Raw genomic sequence first — 25,121 nt, forward strand, 5'->3', positions numbered from 1 at the left:
GCTGTTGCGTTACCGCTGTCCCAGGGCGTCTGTCAGCAGCGCCTCGACCGTGGCGGGGGGCACGTCATCGGCCACAAAGGCCGCCCCGATCCCGCGCGCCAGGATGAAGCGCAGCTTGCCGTCGACGACCTTCTTGTCCTGCCCCATCAGGCGCAGCAGCGCGGCCGCATCGGGCAAGGTGCCGGGAATGTCGGCCAGATCGGTCTTCATCCCCATCTCCTTCAGATGCGCCCGCACGCGCGAGGGGGTTTCCTGCGAACACAGGCCCAGGCGCGACGACAGCTCGAACGCCAGCGCGCAGCCGATGGCAACGCCTTCGCCATGCAGCAGGCGGTCGGAATAGCCCGTCGCCGCCTCGAGCGCATGGCAGAAGGTATGGCCAAGGTTGAGCAGCGCGCGTTCGCCCTCTTCGGTCTCGTCGCGCTCGACGATGCCGGCCTTCATCTCGACCGACCGGCGCACGGCATATTGGCGCGCGGCGGCATCGCCCGCGGCCAGGGCGGGGCCGTTCACCTCGAGCCAGTCGAAGAAGGCCGCATCGCCCAGCAGGCCGTATTTCACCACCTCGCCATAGCCGGCCAGCAGATCGCGCGCGGGCAGGGTGTCCAGCACCGAGGTATCGGCCAGCACCACCGAGGGCTGGTGGAACGCGCCCACAAGGTTCTTGCCGTGGCGGGTGTTGATGCCGGTCTTGCCACCGACGGAACTGTCGACCTGCGCCAGCAGCGTGGTGGGGATCTGCGCAAAGCGCACGCCGCGCCGCAGGATGGCCGAGGCAAACCCGGCCAGATCGCCGATCACCCCGCCGCCAAAGGCGATCACCAGATCGCGCCGTTCGACCTTTTCGTCCAGCAGGAATTCGGTGGTGGCGCGCAGCCCGTCCCAGCCCTTGGTGCCCTCGCCCGCAGGCAGGCTTAGCGCGGCATGGGCGATGCCCGCGCGGTCCAGCGCAGCCGACAGGCGCGGCAGGTGGCGGGCGGCGACCCGTTCCTCGGTCACGATCGCCACGCGCTTGCGGCGCAGCATCGGGGCCAGTTCCTCGCCCGCGCGGTCGATCAGGCCGGGGCCGATGCGCACCTCATAGGACCGGGCACCCAGCCGGACCGGAACCACATCCGTTGCCATGGTCACTTCCTTTCCAGAACGTCGGGTCGGGTGGCCAGCGCCTCGACCACCTTGTCCGCCATGGCGTCGATCGACAGGCCGGGGCGGCTGTCCACCACCAGATCGGCCAGCGCATAGACGGGCTCGCGGGCCTCGAGCAGGGATTTCAGCGTGCCATAGGGATCGGGCGTGCGCAGCAGCGGCCGGGTGTTCTTGTGCCGGACCCGCTGCCACAGCAGTTCCAGATCGGCGCGCAGCCAGACCGCGACCCCATGGGCGGAAATCGCCTGCCGGTTCGCCTCGGACAGCCAGGCGCCGCCGCCGGTGGACAGAATGCCGGGCGGTCCGGCCAGCAGCCGCGAGATGACCTGCGATTCCTTGAGCCGAAAGAACGGCTCGCCATCGCGCGAGAAAATCTCGGCAATGGACATGTTGGCGGCCTTCACGATCTCGTCATCGGAATCAAGGAACGGCACCCCCAGATCCCGCGCAAGATGTGTTCCGACAGCGGTTTTTCCCGCGCCCATCATGCCCACAAGCACAACTGGTTTCTTCAGCCGCCACTTCACCCCGGCTGGCCCCCCCGATGTCAGATCCGGGGTTCTGAATGGCGTGATCTTCGGAAAAAGGCCATATATAATCGACAGGCACCGCCCGAGGGCGGCAAAGACAGAGCAGGCACAAAGGGCAGGAAAATGCGGCTGATCAAGGCGATCCTCATTCTTGTGGTGTTGGGGGCGGCGGGGCTGACGGTCTATGCCTATGTGGGCGACCTGACCCCCGAGATGGAAAATGTCAGCCAGCCGGTCCCGGTTCCCGGCCCGTCAAATGGCAATTGAGGCGCGGGCTGTCGTTGCCTCGCTTGCTCTGGCGCTGAGTTCCGCATCGGCGCTGGCCGAAGGTGCGCCGCTGTCGGCCATCGACTGGCTGTCGGATACGGTCGCGCGCCCGGTCATCGCCCCCCCGCTGTCCGAGCCGCCCGCCAAGCCGCCGGGTGAGGTCGAGGCCATCACCACCGTCCCGTTGTCGGATCGCAACCTTGATGCGGTCGGGATCCTTCCGCCATCGGTCAGCGGCATTGACCGGCGGTTCTGGCGGGCCTCGTCGGTCGGGGTGCTGGCCCAGCTGATCCAGGTGGAAAACCCCGATCCGCTGCCGGCGCTGCGCGATCTGTTCCAGCTGCTCATGCTGGCCGAAACCGATCCGCCGGCGGATGCCGACGGGGCAGGGGCCTTCTTGCTGATGCGGGTGGACAAGCTGTTGTCCATGGGGGCGCTGGATGCGGCCGCGGCGCTGGTCGCGGCGGCAGGCGCGCCGACGCCCGATCTGTTCCGCCGCGATTTCGACATCGCGCTGCTCCTGGGCACCGAGGATGCGGCCTGCGCCGATCTGCGCGCAGCCCCCGGCATTGCGCCGACCTTTGCCGCGCGGATCTTTTGCCTCGCGCGCGGCGGCGACTGGCAGGCGGCGGAACTGACGCTGCGCACCGCGCAGGCGCTTGGGCAAATCCCCCCGTCCGAAGAGGCCATGCTGGAGCGGTTCCTGGCGCCCGAGCTGTTCGAGGATGCCGACCCCCTGCCGGTGCCCGAACGGATCTCGCCCCTGGTGATGCGCATCCACGAAGCCATTGGCGAGCCGGTGGCCTCGACGGGCCTGCCGCTGGCCTTTGCCCATGGCGATCTGACGCCGGCCACCGGCTGGAAGGCCCGCCTTGAGGCCGGAGAGCGGCTGGCCCGCGCCGGGGCCATCGCGCCGGGCGAATTGTTCGAGATTTATGCCGAACGCAAGCCGGCGGCGTCCGGTGGGGTTTGGGCGCGGGTGGCGGCGGTGCAGCGGTTTGAAACCGACCTTGCGACCGGCAATGCCGCAGCATTGGCCAGCAGCCTGCCGCGTGTCTGGGCCGCCTTGTCCGAGGTCGAGCTGGAAGTAGCCTTTGCGGAAATCTACGCCCCCGCGCTAAGCCGCGCGAAACTGGAGGGCGAGGCAGGCCAGCTGGCCTTTCGCATAGCCTTGCTGGCACCGGGCTTTGAGGTTGCCGCCATCGAGCGCGTGCCGGCCGACGACACCGAGGCCTTTCTGATCGGCCTTGCGCGCGGTGCGGCCAGTGCTCCGCCGCCGCCCGACGGGCTGGCCCGGGCCATCGCGCTGGCCTTTCCGGCATCGAACGTGCTGCCCGCGCTGCCTGCCGCCTCCGAGGATCTGGTCAAGGCCGGCCGGCTGGGCGAGGCGGCGCTGATGGCGATTGACCGGGTGACGCAAGGCGCGCTGGGGGACCGGCGCAGCGTGACCGAAGGGCTGATCTTGCTGCGCCGCCTTGGGCTTGAGGCGCCGGCGCGCAAGGCGGCGCTTCAGCTTCTGTTGCTGGAACGGGATGGCTAGGCGGTGGACAGGGTGCCGATGCAGCGGTGGATTTCCACCTTTCTCGAGGCGCAGGCGGCCAGCAAGGATGCCGCGCGCAACACGCGCCTCGCCTATGGGCGCGACCTGAAGGATTTTGCCGACTGGCTGGCACGGCGGGGCCAGCATTTCGCCCAGGTCACGCAAGCCGATGTCGAGGCCTATCTGGTGTTTTGTGATGCCCAGGGGCTGGCCAGCGCGACCCGCGCCCGCCGCCTGTCGGCGATCCGCCAGCTGTTTCAGTTCGCCCAGGACGAAGGCTGGCGCGACACCGACCCCGCGCTGCGGCTCAAGGGGCCGGGCCGCAGCGCGCGCCTGCCCAAGACCCTGTCCGAGGCCGATGTGACCGCGCTGCTGGACGCCGCGCGCGACCATGGCCGCAAGCCCGAGGACAGGGCGCGCAACACCTGCCTGATGGAGGTGCTGTATGCGACCGGGATGCGGGTGTCGGAACTGGTCTCGTTGCCGGTGGCCACGGTGCGCGGCAATCCGGCAATGATCCTGATCCGCGGCAAGGGCGACAAGGAGCGGCTGGTCCCGCTGTCGACGCCGGCCCGCGCGGCGCTGGCCGCCTGGCTGTCCCTGCGGGACGAGGCGGACGAACAGGCGAAAAGCCGCTTTCTGTTTCCCTCGCGCAGTGCCGAAGGGCATCTGACGCGGCTGCGCTTCTATGCGCTGGTCAAGGAACTTGCCCTGGCGGCAGGGCTCGACTCGGCGCGGGTTACGCCGCATACGCTGCGCCATGCCTTCGCGACCCATCTTCTGGCGCGCGGGGCTGATCTGCGCGCCATCCAGACGCTTCTTGGTCATGCCGATCTGGCAACCACCGAGATCTATACCCATGTGCTCGAGGATCGCTTGCGTGATCTGGTGCTGACGCGCCACCCGCTGGCGCAGCAGGACTGACCGGCTCTTGCCCGCAAGGGCGGGGGCGGCGATAACGGAACGAACGTTTTTCAAGAAAGACCGATGGACCCTTCGACACTTGATACCGGCTTCTGGCTGACCGCCGGCGCCATCCTCATGCTTCTTGTCATGTCGGGGTTCTTCTCCGGCTCGGAAACCGCGCTGACCGCCTCGTCCCGCGCCAAGCTCAAGGCGCAGGCCGACAAGGGCGACGGGCGGGCCGAAACCGCCATGCATGTCACCGAAGACAGCGAGCGCATGATCGGCGCGATCCTTCTGGGCAACAACGTGGTCAACATCCTGTCGGCCTCGCTGGCGACGGCGCTGCTGACGCGGGTGTTCGGTGACAGCGGCGTGGCGCTGGCAACGCTGGGCATGACGCTGCTGGTGCTGATCTTTGGCGAGGTGCTGCCCAAGACCTATGCCATCGCCAATCCCGAAACCGTCGCCCTGCGCGTGGCGCCGGTGATCCGGCTGCTGATCACGATCTTTGCCCCGGTGGTGACCGTGGTGCGCCTGCTGGTGCGCGGCATCCTGCGCCTGTTCGGCGTGCGCACAGACCCCGACAGCCGCATCCTGGCCATCCGCGAGGAAATCGTCGGCGCCATCGCGCTGGGCCATTCCGAAGGCGCCGTGGAAAAAGAGGACCGCGACCGCCTGCTGGCCACGCTCGATCTGTCGGACCGCACGGTCGAGGAGGTGATGAAGCACCGCTCCGAGGTCGAGATGATCAATGCCGACGATCCGCCCGAGAAGATCCTCGCGCAGATGCTGGCCTCGCCCCATACCCGCCTGCCGATCTATCGCGGCGACACCGAGAACATCCTTGGCATCCTGCACGCCAAGGATCTGCTGCGCGAGGTTGGCCGCATCATCGCCCCCGAAGGGGGCGAGGCACTGGCGCTGGCGCAGCTCGATGTGCTGAAGGTGGCGCGCAAGCCCTATTTCGTGCCGGAAACCACCGATCTTGACGACCAGATGCGCCAGTTCCTGAAACGGCGCACGCATTTCGCGCTGGTGGTGGATGAATACGGCGCGTTGCGCGGGTTGATCACACTGGAGGACATCATCGAGGAAATCGTCGGGGACATCACCGACGAATTCGACGTGACCCGCGATCAGGCCTTCAGGCGGACCGAGACGGGGGATTACATCGTCGACGGGGCGATGACGATCCGCGATCTGAACCGCGCGCTGGACTGGGGGCTGCCCGACACCGAGGCGAACACCGTCGCCGGCCTTGTCATCCACGAGGCCCAGACGATTCCCGCCGAGGGGCAGGTGTTCAGCTTCCACGGCTTCCGCTTCGAGGTGATGACCCGGCGCGAAAACCGCATCACCCGCCTGAAGGTGCGCCCGCTTTAGGGCGGGGTTTCCCCCCTGCCGCCTGCACAGCTGCGACCGCGACGGGCGCAGGGCAGGGCGGCGCGCCGCCATTCCCCCCCCGCGTGGCCCGGTTTCCCGCCGGGACGCGCGATCCGATGGCCGCGACATGCCGTCCGACCCCGCCCGATACCTTGCCGCACACGCATCATGGCGCTAAAGACAGCTAGAAGCGTCAAGGAGAGAACCGCATGTCCAGGCTTGTGACCATTTATGGCGGCTCGGGGTTTGTCGGCCGGTATGTCGCGCGGCGCATGGCGCGGCTGGGCTGGCGGGTGCGCGTCGCGGTGCGCCGCCCGAACGAGGCGGTGTTCGTGCGCCCCTTTGGCGCGCCGGGTCAGGTCGAGCCGGTGCTGTGCAACATCCGCGATGATGCCTCGGTCCGCGCGGCCATGGCGGGGGCGGATGCGGTGGTCAACTGCGTCGGTGTGCTGAGCTCGCTGGGCAAGAACACCTTTGACGCGGTGCAGGACGAAGGCGCGGGCCGCATTGCCCGGATTGCCGCAGAAACCGGCGTTGCGCATCTGGTGCATGTCTCGGCGATCACCGGGGGCGAATCGGACTATGCCCGCACCAAGGCCGCAGGCGAGGCGGCGGTTCTGGCGGCCTATCCGGCGGCCGTGATCTTGCGCCCCTCGGTCATCTTCGGGATCGAGGACGGGTTCTTCAACCGCTTTGCCGGCATGGCGCGCATGTCGCCCGTCGTCGTGCTGCCGGGCGCTGCGACCCGGTTCCAGCCGGTCTATGTCGATGATGTGGCCGCCGCCGCCGTCAAGGGCGCAACCGGCGAGGCCGCGCCCGGCATCTACGAGCTGGGCGGGCCCGAAGTGCTGAGCCTGCGTCAGGTCATGGACAAGATCCTGGCGGTGATCCAGCGCAAGCGCGTCGTGTTGCCGCTGCCGATTGCGCTCGCGATGCCGCTGGCCTTTGGCGCCGACATGGTGCAGGCGATCACCATGGGGCTGGTCGAAAACAAGCTGGTCACCCGCGATCAGCTGCGCAGCCTGCGCCATGACAGCGTGGTGTCCGAAGGTGCCCGGGGGCTGGCCGATCTGGGCATCCAGCCCACCGCCGCCGATACCGTGCTGCCCGATTACCTGTGGCGCTTCCGCCCCTCGGGGCAATATGCGGCGATCATGGAGTCGGCGCGGAACCTCAAGGGCTGATGGCCACCGCGCTTTTCACGCATGACGACAGCCTGCGCCACCTGACCCCGCCCGGCCACCCCGAACGGGTTGAACGGGCGCAGGCGATGGCGGCCGCGCTTGCCGCGCCCCGGTTCGACGGGCTGGTGCGCCGCGCATCGCCGCTGGCGGCCGAGGCCGAGGTGCTGCGCGCCCATCCTGCCCGCCATCTTGAGGCGATCCGCGCCAATATCCCGCTGACCGGCTTCAACCCGGTCGATGGCGATACGTTCATGTCCGAAGGCTCGTTCGACGCGGCGCTGCGCGCGGTCGGGGGCTGCGGCGCGGCCGTCGATGCCGTGCTGGCGGGCGAGGTGACGAATGCCTTTGTCGCCTGCCGCCCGCCGGGCCACCATGCCGAACGCAGCCGGTCGATGGGCTTTTGCCTGTTCGGCAATATCGCCATTGCGGCGAAACGGGCGCTGGATCTGCATGGGCTGCACCGGGTCGCCATCGTCGATTTCGACGTGCACCACGGCAATGGCACCCAGGACATCCTGTGGGACGATCCGCGCGTGCTGTTCATCTCGTCCCACCAATGGCCGCTCTATCCTGGCACCGGCCGCGCGAGCGAGACCGGCGCGCATGGCAATGTGCTGAACATCCCGCTGCGCGCCGGCACCGACGGGGCGGCGATGCGCGCGGCCTATGACCTTCAGGTCTGGCCCGAGCTCGAGGAATTTGAGCCCGAGCTGATCCTGGTCTCTGCCGGTTTCGATGCGCATGAGGCTGATCCGCTGGCCAATCTGGACTGGGACACCGAAGATTTCGCCTGGCTGACCCGCCGGCTGTGCGAAATCGCGCAGGATCACTGCGGGGGGCGGTTGGTATCTGCCCTGGAAGGCGGCTATGATCTGGACGCGCTGGCGGCATCTGCTGCCGCGCATGTTGCCGAACTGATGGAGCATTCCCGATGACCGACCTGTCCGCCCTGAGCTTCGAGGCTGCGATGGCTGAGCTGGAAGACGTGGTGAAGAAACTGGAATCGGGCTCGGTGCCGCTGGAAGAATCCATCGCGCTGTATGAGCGCGGGGCCAAGCTGAAAGCGCATTGCGACGCCAAGCTGCGCGCGGCCGAGGAAAAGGTCGACCTGATCCGCGCCCGCGACGGGGCGGCGGTCGGCACGGTGCCTGCCGAAGGTCTGTGATGCTGCCCGAACGACTGGCCGCCGCACAGGCGGCGATTGCCGCTCATCTTGAAGCTGCCATGGCCGGGCTGCCCGATCAGCCCGTGGTCCATGCGATGCGCTATGCGGTGGCGGGCGGCAAGCGGCTGCGCGGGTTCCTGGTGCTGGAAACCGCCGCGCTGCATGGCGTGCCCGCAGCGGCCGCGCTTGAGGCGGCGGCGGCGGTCGAATGCCTGCATGCCTATTCGCTGGTGCATGACGATCTGCCGGCAATGGACGATGATGCGCTGCGGCGCGGCCTGCCCACGGTGCATGTGAAATGGGACGAGGCAGTGGCGATTTTGGCCGGCGATGCCTTGCAGACGCTGGCGTTCCAGTTCCTGACCCATGATGCGCTGGGCCCGGCGGATCGCCGGCTGGCGCTGGTCGCGGGCCTTGCGCGCGCTTCGGGCGCCGAGGGGATGGTTCTGGGCCAGGCGCTGGACATTGCTGCCGAAACCGCAGCCCTGCCACTGACGCTGGAGCAGATCACCGCGTTGCAGGCGGGCAAGACCGGGGCGCTGATCCTGTGGTCGGGCACTGCCGGCGCCGTGCTGGCCGGGGCTGACCCCGCGCCGCTGGCGGCCTATGCCAGGGCGTTGGGGCTGGCCTTCCAGATTGCCGATGACGTGCTGGACGTGGAAGGCGATGCCGCCAAGGCCGGCAAGGCGCTGCGCAAGGATGCGGCGGCCGGCAAGGCGACCTTTGTCTCGCTGCTGGGGCTGGAGGGTGCCAAGGCGCGGGCGGCGGCGCTGGTGGCCGAGGCACAGGCGGCGCTGGCCCCCTATGGTGCGCGGGGGGATGTGTTGCGCGATCTGGCGCAGTATGTGATCGCCCGGGACAGCTGAGAGCGGGCAGGGGGGCCTCCTGCCCCCCTCTTGGCCGTTGGCCAATTCACCCCCCGGGGGTATTTAGAAAAAGGCAAAGCAGCAGCTGCTGCACGCAAGGCAAGGCGGAACGCATGACCCAACGTCCCCAGACCCCGACGCTTGACCGTGTGACGGTGCCCGCGGACCTCAAGGGGTTGAGCGATCGCGAGCTGAAATCGCTGGCCGATGAGCTGCGGGCCGAGACGATTTCGGCTGTTTCTGTGACGGGCGGGCACCTGGGCGCGGGCCTTGGTGTGGTGGAACTGACCGTTGCGCTGCATGCGGTGTTCGATGCGCCGCGCGACAAGATCATCTGGGATGTCGGGCACCAGTGCTATCCGCACAAGATTTTGACCGGGCGACGCGACCGCATCCGCACCTTGCGGATGGAGGGTGGGCTGTCGGGGTTCACCAAGCGGTCGGAAAGTGCCTATGACCCGTTCGGGGCCGCGCATAGTTCGACCTCGATTTCCGCCGCGCTGGGATTTGCGGCGGCGCGCGATCTGGGGGGGGATCCGGGCGATGCGGTGGCGGTGATCGGCGACGGGTCGATGAGCGCCGGGATGGCCTTTGAGGCGATGAACAACGCAGGCCATCTGAAGAAGCGGCTGTTCATCATTCTGAATGACAACGAGATGTCGATTGCCCCGCCGGTCGGGGCGCTGTCGGCCTATCTGTCGCGGCTCTATGCCGGGGCGCCGTTCCAGGATCTGAAAGAGGTCGCCAAGGGGGCGGTGAAGTTCCTGCCCGAGCCGTTCCAGGAAGGGGCCAAGCGCGCCAAGGAAATGCTCAAGGGCATGGCGGTGGGCGGCACCCTGTTCGAGGCGCTGGGGATTTCCTATGTCGGACCGATCGACGGGCATGATCTGGACCAGTTGCTGCCGGTGTTGCGCACGGCCAAGGCGCGGGCGACGGGGCCGGTGCTGATCCATGTGCTGACGAAAAAGGGCAAGGGCTATGCCCCGGCCGAGCGCGCCCGCGACAAGGGCCATGCAACGGCAAAGTTCGACGTGCTGACCGGCGAGCAGGTCAAGGCGCCCTCCAACGCGCCCAGCTATACCAAGGTCTTTGCCCAGTCGCTGCTGAAAGAGGCCGAAGTGGATGGCAAGATCGTCGCCATCACTGCCGCGATGCCCGACGGCACCGGGCTGAACCTGTTTGCCGAGCGGTTCCCGGCCCGCTGTTTCGATGTCGGCATTGCCGAGCAGCATGCCGTGACCTTTGCGGCCGGGTTGGCCGCAGGCGGGATGCGGCCGTTCTGTGCGCTCTATTCCACCTTCCTGCAACGCGGCTATGATCAGGTGGTGCATGACGTGGCCATCCAGCGCCTGCCGGTGCGCTTTGCCATTGATCGCGCCGGGCTGGTCGGGGCCGATGGCGCGACGCATGCCGGGGCCTTTGACGTGGCGTTTCTGGCCAACCTGCCGGGCATGGTGGTGATGGCCGCCGCCGACGAGGCAGAGCTGGTCCACATGGTCGCCACCGCCGCCGCCCATGACGATGGCCCCAGCGCCTTCCGCTTTCCGCGCGGCGATGGCGTGGGCGTCGAGATGCCCGAACGCGGCCGCCCGCTGGAGATCGGCAAGGGCCGCATCATGCGCCAGGGCAACCGGGTGGCGCTATTGTCCTTTGGCACCCGGCTTGCCGAGGTGATGAAGGCGGCCGAGGCGCTGGCCGCACTGGGCCTGTCCCCGACGGTGGCCGACGCGCGCTTTGCCAAGCCGCTGGACCGCGAGCTGATCTTGCAGCTGGCGCGCCACCACGAGGCGCTGATCACCATCGAGGAAGGCGCGATCGGCGGCTTTGGCAGCCATGTCGCGCAGATGCTGGCGGATGAGGGCGTCTTTGATACCGGCCTCAAATACCGCTCGATGGTGTTGCCGGACATCTTCATCGACCAGGCCAGCCCCGAGGCGATGTATCGCATCGCCGGCATGGATGCCGCGCATATCGAGGCCAAGGTGCTGGCCACGCTGGGGATCGAGCGGATCGGGCGGCGGGCATGACGGTCCCCGCGATGCCCGATCTGATCGCCGGGATTCCGGTGCTGTTCGTGATGGCGGCCCCGGCGGAATATGGCCCCGCACTGCGCGCCCGCATCCGCCCGGTGATGACCGGCATCGGCCCGGTCGAGGCGGCGGTTTCCCTGACCGCGGCGCTGTCGGTCCTGGCAGGGCGGCAAAGCCTGCCGCAGCTTGTGGTCTCGCTTGGCTCGGCCGGATCGCGCCATCTGCCGCAGGCCGGGGTGTTCCAGGTGGGCTCGGTGTCCTGGCGCGACATGGATGCCTCGCCCCTGGGGTTCGAAAAGGGGCGCACGCCGTTCCTGGACTGGCCGGCCGAGGTGGCCTTGCCGCATCGTATCCCCGGCCTTCCGGTTGCGCGGCTGTCGACCGGGGGCAATATCGTCTCGGGCGCCGGCTATGACGCGATCGACGCCGATATGGTCGACATGGAGACCTTTGCCCATCTGCGCGCCGCCGACCGTTTCGGCATTCCGCTGATCGGTCTGCGCGGCGTCTCGGACGGGGCCGAGGAGCTGCGCGGCTATTCCGACTGGACCGCCCTGCTGGGCGAGATCGACCGCCATCTTGCCACCGCGGTCGGGCAACTGGAATCCGCGCTGGCGGATGGCGAGATCACGCTCTGATCTTTCGCCTTGATCCAAATATCCCGGGGGGCAGGCGCAGCATCTGCCAGCGGCGCAACGGTTGTCGGGGGGCTGGCCCCCCGCGCGCCTTGGCTTTGCGCTTGCAGATGGCGCGGCCAAACCGGATAGTCGCGGCATGAAAACGCTGCTTTCCCTTGGTCATGGCTATTCGGCCGACGCGCTGGCCCGCCGGCTGATCCCGCAGGGTTGGCAGGTCATCGGCACCACCCGCGATGCCGGCAAGGCCGCCGCCTTGCGCGCCCGGGGGATCGAGCCGCTGATCTGGCCGGTGGACAGTCTGGCGCCTGCGCTGGCACGGGCCAGCCATGTGCTGGTCTCGATGGCGCCGGGGCCCGAGGGCGATCCCGTGCTGGCCCGCCACCGCGAGGAGTTGCGGCAAGCGCGGCCCGACTGGGTGGGCTATCTGTCCACCACCGGGGTCTACGGCGATCATCAGGGCGGCTGGGTGGATGAGACCACGCCGCTGACCCCTGCAACGGCCCGCGGCCTTGCGCGGATGCGGGCCGAGGCCGAGTGGCAGGCCCTGGGTCTGCCGCTGCATATCTTTCGTTTGGCGGGTATCTATGGCCCCGGGCGCGGTCCCTTCGAGAAAGTGCGCAACGGCACCGCCCGCAGGATCATCAAGCCGGGGCAGGTGTTCTCGCGTGTCCATGTCGCGGATATCGCGCAGGTGCTGGAGGCCTCGATCACCCGCCCGAATCCGGGGGCGGTCTACAACGTCTGCGACGATGACCCCGCCCCGCCCGAAGAGGTTCTGACCCATGCCGCCGCCCTGCTTGGTCTGCCGCCACCGCCCGAGGAAAGCTGGGACACCGCCGAGCTGACCCCGATGGCGCGCAGCTTCTATGCCGAATCCAAGCGGGTGAGGAACGATCGCATCAAGGACGAGCTGGGCGTGCGGCTGATCCACCCGGATTACCGCAGCGGGCTGGCGGCCTTGCTGGCAGAGGGCGACTAGGGGGCCAGCCAACCTCCTGGCCCGATGCCCCCCGATAATGCCTTCGCACCGATCAACGCGGGCCGCCGGTCAGCCAAGATGATTGACGCGGATCAGTTGCCGTCTGGGGCCGTCGATCACGATCTCGGTCAAGGACAGCGGCTCGATACTTTGGCCGATGGTCTGATCCGGGCTGCGGCCGGTGGCGCGGGCCACCTGGGTCAGGATGACGCCCAGATGCGCGACGATCACCACGGCGCCGCCGTGATGGGCCGCGGCCAGCGACTGAACCGCCGTCTCGACCCGGGCCGAGGTATCGTTCCAGCTTTCCCCGCCCGGGGCTGCAATGTCGCCGGGGGTTTCCCAATAGGCGCGGCTCAGCACAGGGTCGCGCCGCGCAACCTCGGGGAAGGGCAGCCCGTCCCAGTCACCGAAATGCATCTCGCGCAGCGCAGGCTGGTCGGGCAGACGGCGGCGCGGCCCGGCCAGCGCGTCCGCCGTATCGCGGGCGCGCCTCAGATCGGACGACACGACGGGCGCATCCGCAGGCAGCAGCGCCGCCATCCGGGTGATCAGGCCAAGGTCGGACAGATCGGCCGGCACATCGCGCCAGCCGGTGAACACCTTCTGATGGGTCGGGCCATGGCGCAGCCAGAAAAAGCGGGTCATGCGGCCCCCTCGGGCATCTGCCCCTTGAGCACCATGGGAAGGCCGGCGATCACCGCGATGGCCAGATCGGCCTGTGCGGCAAGGCGCTGGTTCAGCCGCCCCTGTGCATCGCGAAAGGCGCGGGCCAGTGCATTTTCCGGCACGATGCCCCAGCCGACCTCGTTCGAGACAATGACCACCGCGCCGGGCGCCTTGTGCAATGCGGCCAGCAGCCCCTGGGTTGCGGCCTCCAGATCGTGGCCGCCCAGCATCTGATTGGTCAGCCACAGCGTGGCGCAGTCGATCAGCACGGTGCCGCGGGCAGCCGAAAGGGCGGCAGGCAGATCCAGCGGTGCCTCATGCGTGATCCAGCCCGCGCCCCGGTCGGCACGGTGGCGGGCGATGCGCTCGCGCATCTCGTCATCCCAAGGCTCGGCAGTGGCGATGTAGTGATGCGGTGCCGCGCCAAGGCGGGTCAGGCGTTCGGCCAGCGCGGATTTGCCGGACCGGGCACCGCCGGTGACGAAAGACAGCTTGGGCAGGGGCATGGGCGGGTTCCTTCCTGCGTGCAGGTATAGGCGCGCGGGGGGCGGGCGCCAAGCCGGTTGCGCGGCGCGCGGCGGCAGGGCAGGGTGGCAGGATGAAAGCCGTTCTTGCCCTGCTGCTGACCGCCGTGCCCGCCCTTGCCGGCCCGATCACCCCCGAGGCCTTGCCCGGCGCCATGCAGGGCGCCGATGTGGTGGTGCTGGGCGAGGTGCACGACAATCCGCTGCACCATGCCCATCAGGCGCAGGCGGTGGCCGCGCTGCGCCCGCGCGCGCTGGTGTTCGAGATGCTGACCCCCGACCAGGCCGCCCGTGTCACCCCCGCGCTGCGCGCCGACATGGCAGCGCTGGAGGGCGCGCTGGGCTGGAACGCTTCTGGCTGGCCGGATTTTTCGATGTATTACCCGATTTTCGCAGCGGCGCCCGAGGCCGTGGTGATCGGCGCTGCCCTGCCGCGGGCCGATGTGCGCCGCGCGGTGTCCGAGGGGGCGGCCCCGGTCTTTGGCGCCGAAGCCGCGCGCTATGGGCTGGACCAGCCACTTGCCCCCGAGGATCAGTCCGCGCGCGAGGCGATGCAGGATGCCGCCCATTGCGGGAAACTGCCGAAAACGCTGCTGCCCGGCATGGTCGAGGCGCAGCGCCTGCGCGATGCTGCACTGGCGCGTGCGGCGGTTCAGGCGATGGACCAGACCGGCGGGCCGGTCGCGGTGATCACCGGATCGGGCCATGCGCGCAAGGATCAGGGGATGCCGGCCGCCCTGGCATTGGTGGCGCCGGGCCTGCGCGTCCTGTCGGTCGGCCAGAGCGAAAGCGACCCTGGCCCCGATGCGCCCTATGATCTGTGGATCGTCACCGCGCCGCAGCCGCGCGGCGATCCCTGCGACGGGATCAACTAGGGCCGGCTATGGCGTGTCGATGATCCGTCGGCCGGGGCCGGCATCGGGCACGGCGACATGCGATGCCGGACCTGGCGCCCCGCCAGGGGGCGCTGATCGGGGGCGGTGCTTTAGCCCCCCGTTGCCTCCAGCCAGGTGGCGACGGCGGTTTCGAACTCGCGCGGTTTGTCGGCATGCAGCCAGTGACCGGCGCCGGCCAGCCGGGCAAAGCGGGCCTTGGGGAACAGCTGCTGGATGCGGGCGCGGTGTTCGGGGCGGACGTAATCGGAGTCTGCCCCGGTCAGGAACAGGGTTGGCCCGTCATAGACCCCCTCGATCTGCGGAAAGCCGATGATGCCCGGCATTTCGGCATCCAGCACGTCAAGGTTCAGCTTCCAGCGCGGCGGCTGGGATTTCAGGTCCAGCGATTGCAGGAAGAAGGCCCGCAGGCCCGGATCCTCGACCGTCAGGGCAAGGCGGCGGTCGGCCTCGGCGCGGGTGGACAGATCGGTCAGGTCCATCGCCTTCATTGCGGCGATGCGATGCGACTGGGTATGCGCATAGGCGACCGGCGCGATGTCCGCGACGATCAGCCGGTGCACGAGGTCCGGCCGCGTCAGCGCCAGCACCATCGCGGCCTTGCCGCCCATCGAATGGCCCAGCACATCGGCTTGGCCGCCGTTGGCCGCGATCACCTCGGCCAGATCGCCGGCCATGTCCTGATAGCTGTGCGTCGGATGGCGCGGGCTGTCGCCATGGTTGCGCATGTCGACCGCGATCACCGGCCGCTTTTGCGCCAGACGGCGCGCGATCACGCCCCAGTTGCGGCCCGTGCCGAAAAGCCCATGCACGATCAGCAGCGGGATGCCGGTCTGATCCTCGCCATGGCGGATGATGTTCAGCATGGTGCCTCCTTAGCCAAAGATGGCCTTGCGCAGCAGGTTCAGCGCAGTGATGGCCAGCAAGATGAGCGTCCAGCGCCGAAAGGCAACCGGGTCCATGCGGTCTTGCAGGCTGAACCCCAGCGCCATGCCGATCCCTGCCGGAATGATCAGCGCGGCCGAAAACGGCAGCGTCTGGGCATTCAGCACGCCCGAGTTCAGATGCGCGCCGAACAGCACGATCACCCCGATCAGGAAGATCACGCCTTGCGCGCGCACCGATTCGGCTTTGCTGGCCCCGATCGACAGCAGATAGACCACGATCGGCGGCCCCCAGATGCCCGAGACGCCGCCATAAAGCCCGCCGATGATGCCGGTCATGTATTCGGCGCGCTTGCGGTGTTCCAGCTTCAGCGCAAGGCTGCGCCCGGCCAGCTGCACCAGCGCAAAGGCCGCGATCGGCACGCCCAGCAGGCCCAGCAGCACGCGCTGCGGCAGCATCATGGCAAAGGGCGCCGTGATCAGGATGCCCAGAACCGTCATGGCGATCATCCGCCGGTAGGTCCAGGCGGTTTCGGCCGCCGCGCGCCAGCCAAAGCGGAACGTCTGGTGGATGTTGGTGGTCAGCGTCGCCAGGATCAGCCCGGCCAGCGCGGTGGTCGGCGGCATGAACGAGCCAAAGGCCGACATCATGATCAGCGGCATGGCAAAGCCGATGGCCCCCTTGACGAAGCCCGCCACCAGCGTCACGCCGCAGGCAGCCCAGAACGCCCAGGCGGGCAACCCGCCATAGATCACATCCATCGCGCATCTCCTTGGTTCCGGCGGGTGCATACACCTGCTGGCGCCGCGCTGCACGGGCAAAATCGGTGCGACATAATCCTGCGGAATGGTGGCTATACATGAATTATTGTTGCGCTGCGGATGCGAAGGGATTATGCCGCAGTCACACGGATCAAGGAGTATTCCCATGCCCCACGATGGCCAAGCCTCTACCCTGCTGACCGGCCTGACCGGCCTTGTGACCGAGGCGCTGCCGCCGGTCGAGGCGCTGCTGGCCACCGCGACAGAGCGGTTGCGCGGCATGGTCAGCGTGAACGGCAAGGTCAGCGCCAAGGCGCTGGAGGCCGAGCAGCGCGCGGTGCATGGGCTGGCCTGGCTGGCGACCTATGTGGAATCGCTGCGCCAGATGGGCGCTTGGGCTGGCCGCCTGACCGAGGCAGGCGCCTTTGGCGAGATGGAAGGGCTGATCTTGCAGATCGGCGCCGCGGAATATCTGTGCCAGATCGCGGGCGGCATCCCGATGAACCAGGGCGAATTCGTGCGCCCCGCCGATCTGGGCCTGACGGCGGCCGATCTGGCCGGGCTGGCCAGCCCGGCCGTCACCGCCTTGATGGCGGGCAACACGGTTGCGGCGCGGGGCCGTCTGGTCGCGCTGATGCGCGAGAACCATGGCCGCGCCACCTTTGGCGCCACCGGGCTGGACGAAGAGCTGGAAATGATCCGCGACCAGTTCCGCCGCTATGCCGATGACAAGATCGCCCCTCGTGCCCACGAATGGCACCTCAAGGACGAGCTGATCCCGATGGAGGTCATCGACGAGCTGGCCGAAATGGGCGTCTTTGGCCTGACCATCCCGGAAAACCTGGGCGGCCTTGGCATGTCCAAGGCGTCGATGGTGGTGGTGACCGAGGAACTGTCGCGCGGCTATATCGGCGTCGGCTCGCTGGGCACCCGGTCCGAGATTGCGGCCGAGCTGATCCTGTGCGGCGGCACCGACGAGCAGAAGACGAAATGGCTGCCGGGTCTGGCCTCGGGCCAGATCCTGTCGACGGCCGTGTTCACGGAACCGAACACCGGGTCCGACCTTGGATCGCTGCGCACGCGGGCCAAGAAGGTCGGCGATGACTGGGAGATCACCGGCAACAAGACCTGGATCACCCATGCGGCGCGCACCCATGTGATGACGGTTCTGGCGCGCTCGATCCCCGACACCAATGATTATCGCGGTCTGTCGATGTTCCTGGCGGAAAAGACGCCGGGCACGGATGAAACCCCGTTCGTCGATCCGGGCCTCTCGGGCGGCGAGATCGAGGTTCTGGGCTATCGCGGCATGAAGGAATACACCGTCAACTTCGACGGCTTCACCGTCAAGGGCGAGAACCTTCTGGGCGGGGTCGAAGGGCAGGGCTTCAAGCAGCTGATGCAGACCTTTGAATCGGCCCGCATCCAGACCGCCGCCCGCGCGGTCGGCGTCGCGCAGAACGCGCTGGAAGTCGGCATGAAATATGCCGAGGACCGCATCCAGTTCGGCAAGTCGCTGATCAATTTCCCGCGCGTGGCCGACAAGCTGGCCATGATGGCGGTGGAAATCATGATCGCCCGCCAGCTGACCTATTTCAGCGCCTGGCAAAAGGACCATGACAAGCGCTGCGATCTGGAAGCCGGCATGGCCAAGCTGCTGGGCGCGCGCGTGGCCTGGGCTGCGGCCGACAATGCGCTGCAAATCCACGGCGGCAACGGCTTTGCGCTGGAATATCAGATCAGCCGCATTCTGTGCGATGCCCGGATTCTGAACATCTTTGAAGGCGCGGGCGAAATTCAGGCGCAGGTCATCGCGCGGCGTCTGCTGGACTGACGCGGCCGACACGCGGTGGTTGTCGCACAGGGCCCGGCCATGGAAACATGGCCGGGCCGACTGTTGCGGGGCATCCGATGCACGATCCGATTCTGTTGACCGGGATTTCCGGTTTCATCGCCAAGCACATTGCCCTGCGCGTCCTTGACCGGGGCCTGAGCGTGCGGGGAACCTTGCGCACGCCTGCGCGGGCAGATGAGGTGCGCGCAGCGCTGGCGCCGCATCTGTCCGATCCGGCGGCGCTGGACCGGCTGAGCTTTGTGACCGCCGATCTGGAACAGGATGAGGGCTGGTCCGCGGCGGCAGACGGGGTGGGCGCGGTGATCCACACGGCCTCGCCCTTTCCGATTGCGCAGCCCAAGGACCCCGGCACGCTGATCCGCCCGGCGCTTGAGGGAACGGCGCGGGTGCTGCGCGCGGCCCATGCGGCCGGGGTGCGGCGGGTGGTGCTGACCTCTTCGGTCGTGGCCATTCTGGACGATGCCCGCCACGGGCTGCAGACCGAAGACGACTGGTGCGACCCCGACGGGCCGACCGCCACGCCCTATGCCCGGTCCAAGACACTGGCCGAGCGCAAGGCCTGGGAGATGGCCGCCGAACTGGGGCTGGACCTGACCACGATCAATCCGGCCCTGGTTCTGGGGCCACCGCTGGACGGACATTTCGGATCCTCGCTGGGGCTGGTCCAGCGGCTGCTGTCGGGGCGCGATCCGATGGTGCCGGCGATGGGCCTGCCGCTGGTCGATGTGCGCGATGTGGCCGAGATGCACCTGCGCGCGCTGGAGCGGCCGGAAACCGCCGGGCGGCGCTATATTGCCTCGGCCGGCTCGATGCGGATGATCGATATGGCGCGGGCGCTGCGCGGGGCCTGGCCCGACCGCCGCATCGCGCGGCACGAGGCGCCGAACCTGCTGATGCGGGTGATCGCGCTGGCCGATCCGCAGCTGCGCGCGATCCTGCCCAAGCTGGGGCGGGTCGAGACAGTGTCCAACACCCGCGCGGTGCAGGATATGGGCATGGGCTTCATCCCGCCGCGCCATGCCCTGCTGGATTCCGCCGAATGGCTGATTGCCCATGGCCGGGTCAGGGACTGACCGGCTTGACGCCTCTGCCGGGCCTGTGGTCTGGATCACGCCCATGACCGAAACGCCCACCCCCAGGAAGCGCCGCAGCCGCAAGGCCGCCGAGCCGCCGCCATCGCTTGTCAGGCGGGTGCGGCGGCACGCTGTGCGCTGGGCGCTGCGCGGGCTGGGGCTGGCGGTGGGGCTGGTGCTGGCCTGGGTGCTGCTGCTGTCGGTGGTGAACCCGCCGCGCAACCTTTACATGCGCTCTGAAGCGGCGCGGCTGGGCGATATAGCACAGGACTGGGCCGATTGGGACGATATTGCGCCCGTGATGGCCCGGTCCATCGTCGCGGCCGAGGATGCGAACTATTGCCTGCACTGGGGCTTTGACATGGCCGCGATCCGTCAGGCGCTGGATCAGGGCGGCACCCGGGGGGCCTCGACCATCAGCCAGCAGGTGGTGAAGAACGTGTTCCTGTGGCAGGGGCGCAGCTGGGTGCGCAAGGCGCTGGAGGCGATGCTGACCCCGGTGGTGGAAACGCTGTGGTCCAAGCGGCGCATCCTTGAGGTCTATATGAACATCGCCGAATTCGATGAAGGTGTCTTTGGCGTCGCGGCAGCGGCGGATCGCTATTTCGGGGTCAGCCCGGACAAGCTGACGCCGGTGCAGGCGGCGCGGCTGGCCATGGTGCTGCCCGACCCCAAGGGCCGCAGCGCCGCCCGGCCCAGCGACTGGCAACGCCGGCGCACCGCCGCGATCATGGACGGTGCGCAAACGATTGCCGCCGATGGGCGCAGCGCCTGTTTCGAAGGCGGCGCGGGTTGAATTCCGCGCCTTGCCGGTGCAAGGAAGACAGGCCCTTTCCCGAAACCCGAGCGTCATGAACCGACTGTTCCACTTTCCGCTTTCCCCGTTCTGCCGCAAGGTCCGCCTGACGCTGGCCGAAAAGCGCATCGAGGTCGAACTGGTCGAGGAGCGCTATTGGGAGCAGGGGGCCGAATTCCTGCGCCGCAATCCGGCCGGCAAGGTGCCCGTGCTGCGGCTGGGCGACCGCGTGCTGAGCGAGAGCCAGGCCATCTGCGAATATCTGGACGAGACGGTCCCCGAGCCGCAGCTGATCCCGCGCGATGCGCTCAAGCGCTATGAGGTGCGGCGCCTGTGCGCTTGGTTCGACGACAAGTTCCACCACGAGGTGACCGCCAAGCTGCATTACGAGCGGCTGATGAAGAAGGTCACCAAGGCGGGCTATCCCGACGGCAAGGCGATCCGCGAGGGGGTGGCGCGGTTCAAGTATCATCTGGATTACATGGCCTGGCTGCTGGAACAGCGCCGCTGGCTGGCGGGCGATCAGATGACGCTGGCCGATTTTGCCGCGGCGGCGCATCTGAGCTGTCTGGACTATGGATCGGATGTCGACTGGGACCGGCAGGCTGTGGTCAAGGACTGGTATGCCAAGATCAAGTCGCGGCCCAGTTTCCGATCGCTGCTGGCCGATCAGGTGCCAGGCAGCCCGCCGCCCGCGCATTATGCCGACCTCGACTTCTGAGGGGGGGAAGCGGGGGTTGCCGCCCCCGCACCCCCGCCCCAAGGGGGCCCTCGGGCCCCCTTCGGAAACCCCCGAGGGTATTTCGGAAAAGGCAAAGCTGAAGGCCCGGTTGCAGGCGCAGGCCGAGGCCGAAGGGTTTGCCGCGATGGGCGTGTGCCGGCCCGATGCGGTGTCCGAGGTCGCGGCGCGGCTGGCCGAGTTCGTCGCGGCGGGGCGCCATGGGCAGATGGGCTGGATGGCCGAGCGGATGCACTGGCGCGGCAATCCGGCCGCCCTGTGGGCCGAGGCGAAATCGGTCATCATGCTGGCCGAGCCCTATCAGCCCGCCGCTGCGCCGCTGGCCGTGCTGGACCAGCCCGAGCGCGGGGCAATTGCGGCCTATGCGCAGGGCAAGGATTACCACGATCTGGTCAAGAAGCGGCTCAAGCGGCTAGGGCGCTGGCTGCTGGATCAGGCGGGGGGCGAGATCAAGGTGTTCGTCGATACTGCCCCGGTGATGGAAAAGCCGCTGGCGGCGGCGGCGGGGCTGGGCTGGCAGGGCAAGCATACCAACCTTTTGTCGCGCGATCTGGGCAACTGGTTCTTTCTGGGGGCGATCTTCACCACGCTGGAGCTGGACCCCGACGCGTCGGCCCGTCCGAATTGCGGCAGTTGCACGGCCTGTCTGGACGCCTGTCCGACGCGGGCCTTTCCCGCGCCGTTCCAGCTGGATGCGCGGCGCTGCGTGTCCTATCTGACCATCGAACACAGGGGGCCGGTGGACGAGGAGTTGCGCCCGCTGCTGGGCAACCGGATCTATGGCTGTGACGATTGTCTGGCCGTCTGCCCCTGGAACAAGTTCGCCGTCGAGGCGCGCGAGATCGGCTATGCCCATCGGGTGGGTGCGCCCCTGCTGGCCGATCTGGTCGGGCTGGACGATGCGGGGTTCCGGGCGATGTTTTCGGGCAGCCCGATCAAGCGGATCGGGCGCGACCGGATGGTGCGCAATGTGCTGTATGCGGTGGGCAACTCGGGCCTTGTGGCGTTGCGTGGCAAGGTGGCCGCGCTGGTCGATGACCCTGATCCGGCGGTGGCCGATGCCGCGCGCTGGGCGCTGGCGCGGCTAGGGGCGGGCGGGGACCAGCCGCTCGCGCAGGGCGGCGATGGTATCGCGCAGGGCTGAGGCCTGATCCACCGTCAGGCCCGCACGATCCAGGAGGCAGCCGGGCACATGGGCGGCGCGGGACTGCATCGCCTGGCCTTTGGGGGTCAGGGCGATCAGGACCTGACGCTCATCGGCCTTGTCGCGGCTGCGGGTGATCAGGCCCTGACCCTCCATCCGCTTGAGCAGGGGGGTCAGCGTGTTCGATTCCAGCCGCAGCGCGCGCCCCAGCATGCCGACCGTCTGCCCGTCCTGCTGCCACAGCGCCGTCAGCACCAGATATTGCGGATAGGTCAGCCCCAAAGGGTCGAGCAATGGCTTGTAGGCCGCCTGCATCGCGTGATTGGCGGAATACAGCGAGAAGCACAGCATGTCGGGCAAGGTGAGGCTCATCCGGAATGGATAGATCGCGCGCGAGTGAATCGCAAGCGGTTGACTTGCGGCAGGGGCGTGGCTAGATGTATCGCACACGATATAATCGTTATGGAGGGTATCATGTCGGTTTCCGTTAAATACACCGCATCGGCCACCGCGACGGGTGGCGGGCGCGATGGCAACAGCGCGCTGGATGATGGCGGGCTGGCCATCAAGATGACCCCGCCCAAGGAACTGGGCGGCAACGGGCAGGGCAACAACCCCGAACAGCTTTTCGCGCTGGGCTATGCCTCGTGCTATCTGGGGGCGATGCGCTTTGTCGCAGGGGCGGAAAAGCTGGGCGCTGTGCCGCCCGATGCCAGCGTGCGCGCGACCGTCGGGATCGGCCCGCGCAGCGATGCCGGCTTTGGCCTGACCGTGAAGCTGGAGGTCTCGATGCCCGGTGTCGAACGTGCGGTGGCCGAGAAGATCGCCGAGCGCGGCCATGTCATTTGCCCCTATTCCCATGCCACCAAGGGCAACATTGCCGTGGAAACCGTCGTCATCTAGGCAAATCCTCGCCCGGGCCCTACAAGCGGGCTTGGGTGGGGCAGGGAAATGCGCTAGTTTGGCGTCCCGTTCCGAGGAGGAGCCCATGCAACGTCCAACCGAAGGCCGCCATATCGCCGACCGCCGCGCCCCTGCGGGCAAGGCCCGCACGGCCGCGTTCCTGCGACTTGATCGCGCCCCGCGCGAGACCTTTCATGTCTCGCGCGATGGTGCAGGCGCGAACCGGATCGTTCAATTCCTGCGTATTGCGCGGGGCCGACTGGCGTAACTGTCATCATTCCGCCGCGTTCCGCCGCCAGGATCGCGGCGGAACGGAGTGTGTATGATGCGGCGAGACAAGATCAAGGTAATGCGCCCGGCGGCCCCGGCCGGGCTGAAAGCGTTCTGGGCCTATGCTCGGGCCGATGTGGCCCCGCTGGCCCCCTTGCGCGTGGTTCCGCCCGAGCGTCAGAGCGCGCGGGCGCTGGTGCAGTTCATGCGCCTTGCCCGGCAAGCGGCACGGGCCTGACGGCCCGCGCCTGTCCTAGGCCCCGAAAGCCGGGTCATAGCTGACGAGGCCGTCCGGCACAGGACCATCAAAGGCCAGCGCCTGGAAATAGGCCGCCGGCGGGCCAGGATAGCGCAGCCCGCCCACGACAAAGCCAAATCGGCCGTAATACCGCGGATCCCCCAGCACCACACAACCCGCCGCCCCCTGGGCGCGCAAGGCTGCAAGCCCCTGACGGATCAGCGCGCTGCCGATCCCGCTGCGTTGGTGCCCTGGCGCGACCGAGATCGGGCCAAGGCCGAACCAGCCCTGTGCCTGTGGGGTGAGGCTGACCGGGGAAAAGGCGACATGGCCAAGGATCGCGCCCCCTTCGTCGGCCACCAGCGACAGGTGCAGCGCGCCGCCCGTGCGCAGGGCATCGACGATGGCGGCCTCGGTCCCGCTGCTGTGCGGGGCGGTGGCAAAGGCGGCGGTGGTCAGGGCGCGGATCGCGGCGCCGTCGGTCGGCCGTTCGTTGCGAATGTCCATATCTGGTCCTTTCAGCGATTGTCGGCCTGGGCCCGCACCGAGCGGCGCCCCAGATCCGAGATACGGTAAGGTTGAGCGTTGCGCGACTCGATCAGCCGCTTGCGCCTGAGGCCCGCAAAGATCGCGGGTGTGCAGTCGCTCAGGATCAGCCCGTCGCGGGTGACGCACAGGGTTTCGGTGACACGGCCGTTGGGGCCGCGGGTATGGCGGATGCATCCGCCCTGCGCCAGCGCGTGCAACACGCGCTGTTCGATGCGAGAGATGTTCATGGAAGTTTGCCGGGATTGTCAGAACACTGAACGCATGGGCATCAGGCCCGGCGCCGGCCGGGGATGCGCCTTGCGGCGATCTGCCCGTGATGGGCAGTCAGTGACTGCGGACAAGCTCCGACATCGACAATTCCTCGCCCCTGGCTTGTGGAATGGGGGCAAGATGGGCGCAGGGGGGCGGCCTGTCAACCGGCCCGGCTTGTGGCCGGCGCGCTTTGCGCCCTAGGTTGACCCTGGGAACACGGGGGGGCAGGATGGACAAGGTTGCGCTGGCAAGCGGGGCTGCGCGCGGGATCGGGCGCGCCATCGCGCTGGATTTGCGGCGCGATCATCGGGTTGCCACCACCTGGAACACGACCGAGCCCGAGGGACTGCCAGACGACGTTCTGGCCATCCGCGCCGATCTGGCCGATCTGCCGGCGGCAGAGCAGGTGATCGCCAGGGTGATCGCGCGCTTTGGCCAGCTGGATGTGATCGTCAACAATGCGGGCATCATGGACCATTCGCCGATCGACGGTGCCGATGGCGCGGCGATGCAGCAGCTGCTGGCCGTGAACCTGCTGGCGCCGGGCGCGCTGCTGGCGGCAGCGCTGCCGCATCTGCGGCCGGGCGCGGCGGTGGTCAATATCTCGTCAGTCAATGCGGTGCTGCCGCCCATGGGTGCGGCGATCTATGGTGCCAGCAAGGCGGGGCTGGATCTGTGGACCCGCGGCGCCGCCAAGGAACTGGGCCCGCGCGGCATCCGCGTCAATGCGGTGGCGCCGGGCGCGATCAACACGCCGGAGGCGACGCGGCCGCCCGATCTGACCGAATTGTTTGTCAAGGAAACCGCGCTTGGCCGCATCGGCACGCCCGAAGACATCGCCCGCGCCGTGCGTTTTCTGGCCAGCGATGAGGCCGCCTTCATCACCGGCGAGGTGCTGACCGTCTCGGGCGGCTACCGGCTTTAGGAGGGCCGCCC

30 protein-coding genes are annotated in these 25,121 nt (G+C 68.3%); 21 read left to right on the plus strand and 9 right to left on the minus strand.

Features of this window, described 5'->3' with window-relative positions:
• Positions 1 to 9: 9 nt before the first annotated feature.
• Together aroB and G481_RS0121900 are read right to left on the minus strand one after the other, a co-directional pair.
• Entirely contained in the window at positions 10 to 1,125 is a 1,116-nt protein-coding gene (gene aroB, locus G481_RS0121895; protein ID WP_028031911.1) for a 3-dehydroquinate synthase, read from the minus strand.
• Between the two features lie 2 nt (positions 1,126 to 1,127).
• Positions 1,128 to 1,673, minus strand: coding sequence for a shikimate kinase (locus G481_RS0121900; RefSeq protein WP_154664713.1), 546 nt, complete (start codon positions 1,671 to 1,673; stop codon positions 1,128 to 1,130).
• Positions 1,674 to 1,799: 126 nt separating this feature from the next.
• On the opposite strand from G481_RS0121900, the gene G481_RS26440 reads away from it, so the two are divergent.
• From G481_RS26440 to G481_RS0121955, 11 genes are all read left to right on the plus strand, one after another.
• A complete protein-coding gene (locus tag G481_RS26440) occupies positions 1,800 to 1,943 on the plus strand; it encodes a hypothetical protein (RefSeq protein WP_169728727.1) in 144 nt (47 codons plus the stop codon).
• Positions 1,933 to 3,483, plus strand: coding sequence for a hypothetical protein (locus tag G481_RS0121910; RefSeq protein ID WP_035026929.1), 1,551 nt, complete (start codon positions 1,933 to 1,935; stop codon positions 3,481 to 3,483). Before G481_RS26440 ends, G481_RS0121910 begins: the two co-directional genes overlap by 11 nt.
• Positions 3,484 to 3,501: 18 nt before the next feature.
• Positions 3,502 to 4,407, plus strand: coding sequence for a site-specific tyrosine recombinase XerD (locus tag G481_RS0121915; RefSeq protein ID WP_154664714.1), 906 nt, complete (start codon positions 3,502 to 3,504; stop codon positions 4,405 to 4,407).
• 63 nt (positions 4,408 to 4,470) lie between these two features.
• Entirely contained in the window at positions 4,471 to 5,772 is a 1,302-nt protein-coding gene (locus tag G481_RS0121920) for an HlyC/CorC family transporter (RefSeq protein ID WP_028031915.1), read from the plus strand.
• A gap of 209 nt (positions 5,773 to 5,981) precedes the next feature.
• Positions 5,982 to 6,956, plus strand: coding sequence for a complex I NDUFA9 subunit family protein (locus G481_RS0121925; RefSeq protein ID WP_028031916.1), 975 nt, complete (start codon positions 5,982 to 5,984; stop codon positions 6,954 to 6,956).
• The gene (locus tag G481_RS0121930) at positions 6,956 to 7,891 is read left to right on the plus strand and encodes a histone deacetylase family protein (RefSeq protein ID WP_028031917.1); all 936 of its coding nucleotides are present in this window, start codon (positions 6,956 to 6,958) and stop codon (positions 7,889 to 7,891) included. Before G481_RS0121925 ends, G481_RS0121930 begins: the two co-directional genes overlap by 1 nt.
• Entirely contained in the window at positions 7,888 to 8,121 is a 234-nt protein-coding gene (locus G481_RS0121935) for an exodeoxyribonuclease VII small subunit (protein WP_028031918.1), read from the plus strand. The genes G481_RS0121930 and G481_RS0121935 overlap by 4 nt, the downstream gene beginning before the upstream one ends.
• Positions 8,121 to 8,987 carry a polyprenyl synthetase family protein gene (locus tag G481_RS0121940; RefSeq protein WP_035026932.1) on the plus strand — a complete coding sequence of 289 codons (867 nt, stop codon included), beginning with the start codon at positions 8,121 to 8,123 and terminating at the stop codon, positions 8,985 to 8,987. The genes G481_RS0121935 and G481_RS0121940 overlap by 1 nt, the downstream gene beginning before the upstream one ends.
• A 113-nt stretch (positions 8,988 to 9,100) precedes the next feature.
• Positions 9,101 to 11,014: a 1-deoxy-D-xylulose-5-phosphate synthase gene (gene dxs / locus G481_RS0121945; protein WP_028031920.1), complete on the plus strand. Its 1,914-nt coding sequence runs from the start codon at positions 9,101 to 9,103 to the stop codon at positions 11,012 to 11,014.
• Positions 11,011 to 11,655: a 5'-methylthioadenosine/S-adenosylhomocysteine nucleosidase gene (locus G481_RS0121950; protein WP_028031921.1), complete on the plus strand. Its 645-nt coding sequence runs from the start codon at positions 11,011 to 11,013 to the stop codon at positions 11,653 to 11,655. The genes dxs and G481_RS0121950 overlap by 4 nt, the downstream gene beginning before the upstream one ends.
• Positions 11,656 to 11,791: 136 nt before the next feature.
• On the plus strand, positions 11,792 to 12,634 hold the full coding sequence (locus G481_RS0121955) for an SDR family oxidoreductase (protein ID WP_028031922.1): 843 nt from the start codon (positions 11,792 to 11,794) through the stop codon (positions 12,632 to 12,634).
• 69 nt (positions 12,635 to 12,703) lie between these two features.
• Here G481_RS0121955 and G481_RS0121960 read toward each other — a convergent pair whose 3' ends face one another.
• Together G481_RS0121960 and cobU are read right to left on the minus strand one after the other, a co-directional pair.
• Positions 12,704 to 13,282 (minus strand): histidine phosphatase family protein, encoded by a 579-nt coding sequence (locus G481_RS0121960; RefSeq protein ID WP_028031923.1) that lies wholly within the window; start codon positions 13,280 to 13,282, stop codon positions 12,704 to 12,706.
• On the minus strand, positions 13,279 to 13,809 hold the full coding sequence (cobU, locus tag G481_RS0121965) for a bifunctional adenosylcobinamide kinase/adenosylcobinamide-phosphate guanylyltransferase (protein WP_028031924.1): 531 nt from the start codon (positions 13,807 to 13,809) through the stop codon (positions 13,279 to 13,281). Before cobU ends, G481_RS0121960 begins: the two co-directional genes overlap by 4 nt.
• A gap of 92 nt (positions 13,810 to 13,901) precedes the next feature.
• Between cobU and G481_RS0121970 the strand changes: the two genes are divergently transcribed.
• On the plus strand, positions 13,902 to 14,702 hold the full coding sequence (locus G481_RS0121970) for a ChaN family lipoprotein (RefSeq protein WP_035026934.1): 801 nt from the start codon (positions 13,902 to 13,904) through the stop codon (positions 14,700 to 14,702).
• 110 nt (positions 14,703 to 14,812) lie between these two features.
• Here G481_RS0121970 and G481_RS0121975 read toward each other — a convergent pair whose 3' ends face one another.
• On the minus strand, positions 14,813 to 15,586 hold the full coding sequence (locus G481_RS0121975; protein WP_028031926.1) for an alpha/beta fold hydrolase: 774 nt from the start codon (positions 15,584 to 15,586) through the stop codon (positions 14,813 to 14,815).
• A gap of 9 nt (positions 15,587 to 15,595) precedes the next feature.
• Entirely contained in the window at positions 15,596 to 16,366 is a 771-nt protein-coding gene (locus G481_RS0121980) for a sulfite exporter TauE/SafE family protein (protein WP_028031927.1), read from the minus strand.
• 166 nt (positions 16,367 to 16,532) lie between these two features.
• On the opposite strand from G481_RS0121980, the gene G481_RS0121985 reads away from it, so the two are divergent.
• From G481_RS0121985 to queG, 5 genes are all read left to right on the plus strand, one after another.
• Entirely contained in the window at positions 16,533 to 18,200 is a 1,668-nt protein-coding gene (locus G481_RS0121985; protein ID WP_028031928.1) for an acyl-CoA dehydrogenase family protein, read from the plus strand.
• 77 nt (positions 18,201 to 18,277) lie between these two features.
• On the plus strand, positions 18,278 to 19,294 hold the full coding sequence (locus G481_RS0121990; protein WP_028031929.1) for an SDR family oxidoreductase: 1,017 nt from the start codon (positions 18,278 to 18,280) through the stop codon (positions 19,292 to 19,294).
• A gap of 43 nt (positions 19,295 to 19,337) precedes the next feature.
• Positions 19,338 to 20,090 (plus strand): monofunctional biosynthetic peptidoglycan transglycosylase, encoded by a 753-nt coding sequence (gene mtgA, locus G481_RS0121995; protein ID WP_028031930.1) that lies wholly within the window; start codon positions 19,338 to 19,340, stop codon positions 20,088 to 20,090.
• 55 nt (positions 20,091 to 20,145) lie between these two features.
• Positions 20,146 to 20,811 (plus strand): FtsZ-binding protein FzlA, encoded by a 666-nt coding sequence (gene fzlA / locus G481_RS0122000; RefSeq protein ID WP_028031931.1) that lies wholly within the window; start codon positions 20,146 to 20,148, stop codon positions 20,809 to 20,811.
• 79 nt (positions 20,812 to 20,890) lie between these two features.
• Positions 20,891 to 21,973 carry a tRNA epoxyqueuosine(34) reductase QueG gene (gene queG / locus G481_RS0122005; protein ID WP_028031932.1) on the plus strand — a complete coding sequence of 361 codons (1,083 nt, stop codon included), beginning with the start codon at positions 20,891 to 20,893 and terminating at the stop codon, positions 21,971 to 21,973.
• On the opposite strand, the gene G481_RS0122010 is transcribed toward queG, so the two are convergent.
• Positions 21,914 to 22,345, minus strand: a complete 432-nt coding sequence (locus G481_RS0122010) for a MarR family winged helix-turn-helix transcriptional regulator (RefSeq protein ID WP_028031933.1) — start codon at positions 22,343 to 22,345, stop codon at positions 21,914 to 21,916. The genes queG and G481_RS0122010 overlap by 60 nt on opposite strands.
• Before the next feature lie 102 nt (positions 22,346 to 22,447).
• Here G481_RS0122010 and G481_RS0122015 point away from each other — a divergent pair, with 102 nt between their 5' ends.
• From G481_RS0122015 to G481_RS0122025, 3 genes are all read left to right on the plus strand, one after another.
• Positions 22,448 to 22,876 (plus strand): organic hydroperoxide resistance protein, encoded by a 429-nt coding sequence (locus tag G481_RS0122015; RefSeq protein WP_028031934.1) that lies wholly within the window; start codon positions 22,448 to 22,450, stop codon positions 22,874 to 22,876.
• A gap of 85 nt (positions 22,877 to 22,961) precedes the next feature.
• Positions 22,962 to 23,144 carry a hypothetical protein gene (locus tag G481_RS0122020; protein ID WP_028031935.1) on the plus strand — a complete coding sequence of 61 codons (183 nt, stop codon included), beginning with the start codon at positions 22,962 to 22,964 and terminating at the stop codon, positions 23,142 to 23,144.
• 57 nt (positions 23,145 to 23,201) lie between these two features.
• Positions 23,202 to 23,384 (plus strand): hypothetical protein, encoded by a 183-nt coding sequence (locus G481_RS0122025; protein WP_154664715.1) that lies wholly within the window; start codon positions 23,202 to 23,204, stop codon positions 23,382 to 23,384.
• A 15-nt stretch (positions 23,385 to 23,399) separates the two neighbouring features.
• Here G481_RS0122025 and G481_RS0122030 read toward each other — a convergent pair whose 3' ends face one another.
• A complete protein-coding gene (locus tag G481_RS0122030; RefSeq protein ID WP_028031937.1) occupies positions 23,400 to 23,891 on the minus strand; it encodes a GNAT family N-acetyltransferase in 492 nt (163 codons plus the stop codon).
• Positions 23,892 to 23,902: 11 nt separating this feature from the next.
• Complete coding sequence (locus G481_RS0122035) at positions 23,903 to 24,160, minus strand: YjhX family toxin (protein ID WP_028031938.1); 258 nt, start codon at positions 24,158 to 24,160, stop codon at positions 23,903 to 23,905.
• A 254-nt stretch (positions 24,161 to 24,414) separates the two neighbouring features.
• Here G481_RS0122035 and G481_RS0122040 point away from each other — a divergent pair, with 254 nt between their 5' ends.
• Complete coding sequence (locus G481_RS0122040; RefSeq protein WP_028031939.1) at positions 24,415 to 25,110, plus strand: SDR family NAD(P)-dependent oxidoreductase; 696 nt, start codon at positions 24,415 to 24,417, stop codon at positions 25,108 to 25,110.
• Positions 25,111 to 25,121: the final 11 nt, after the last annotated feature.

It is taken from the genome of Gemmobacter nectariphilus DSM 15620 (genome assembly GCF_000429765.1).
Lineage (GTDB): Bacteria > Pseudomonadota > Alphaproteobacteria > Rhodobacterales > Rhodobacteraceae > Wagnerdoeblera > Wagnerdoeblera nectariphila.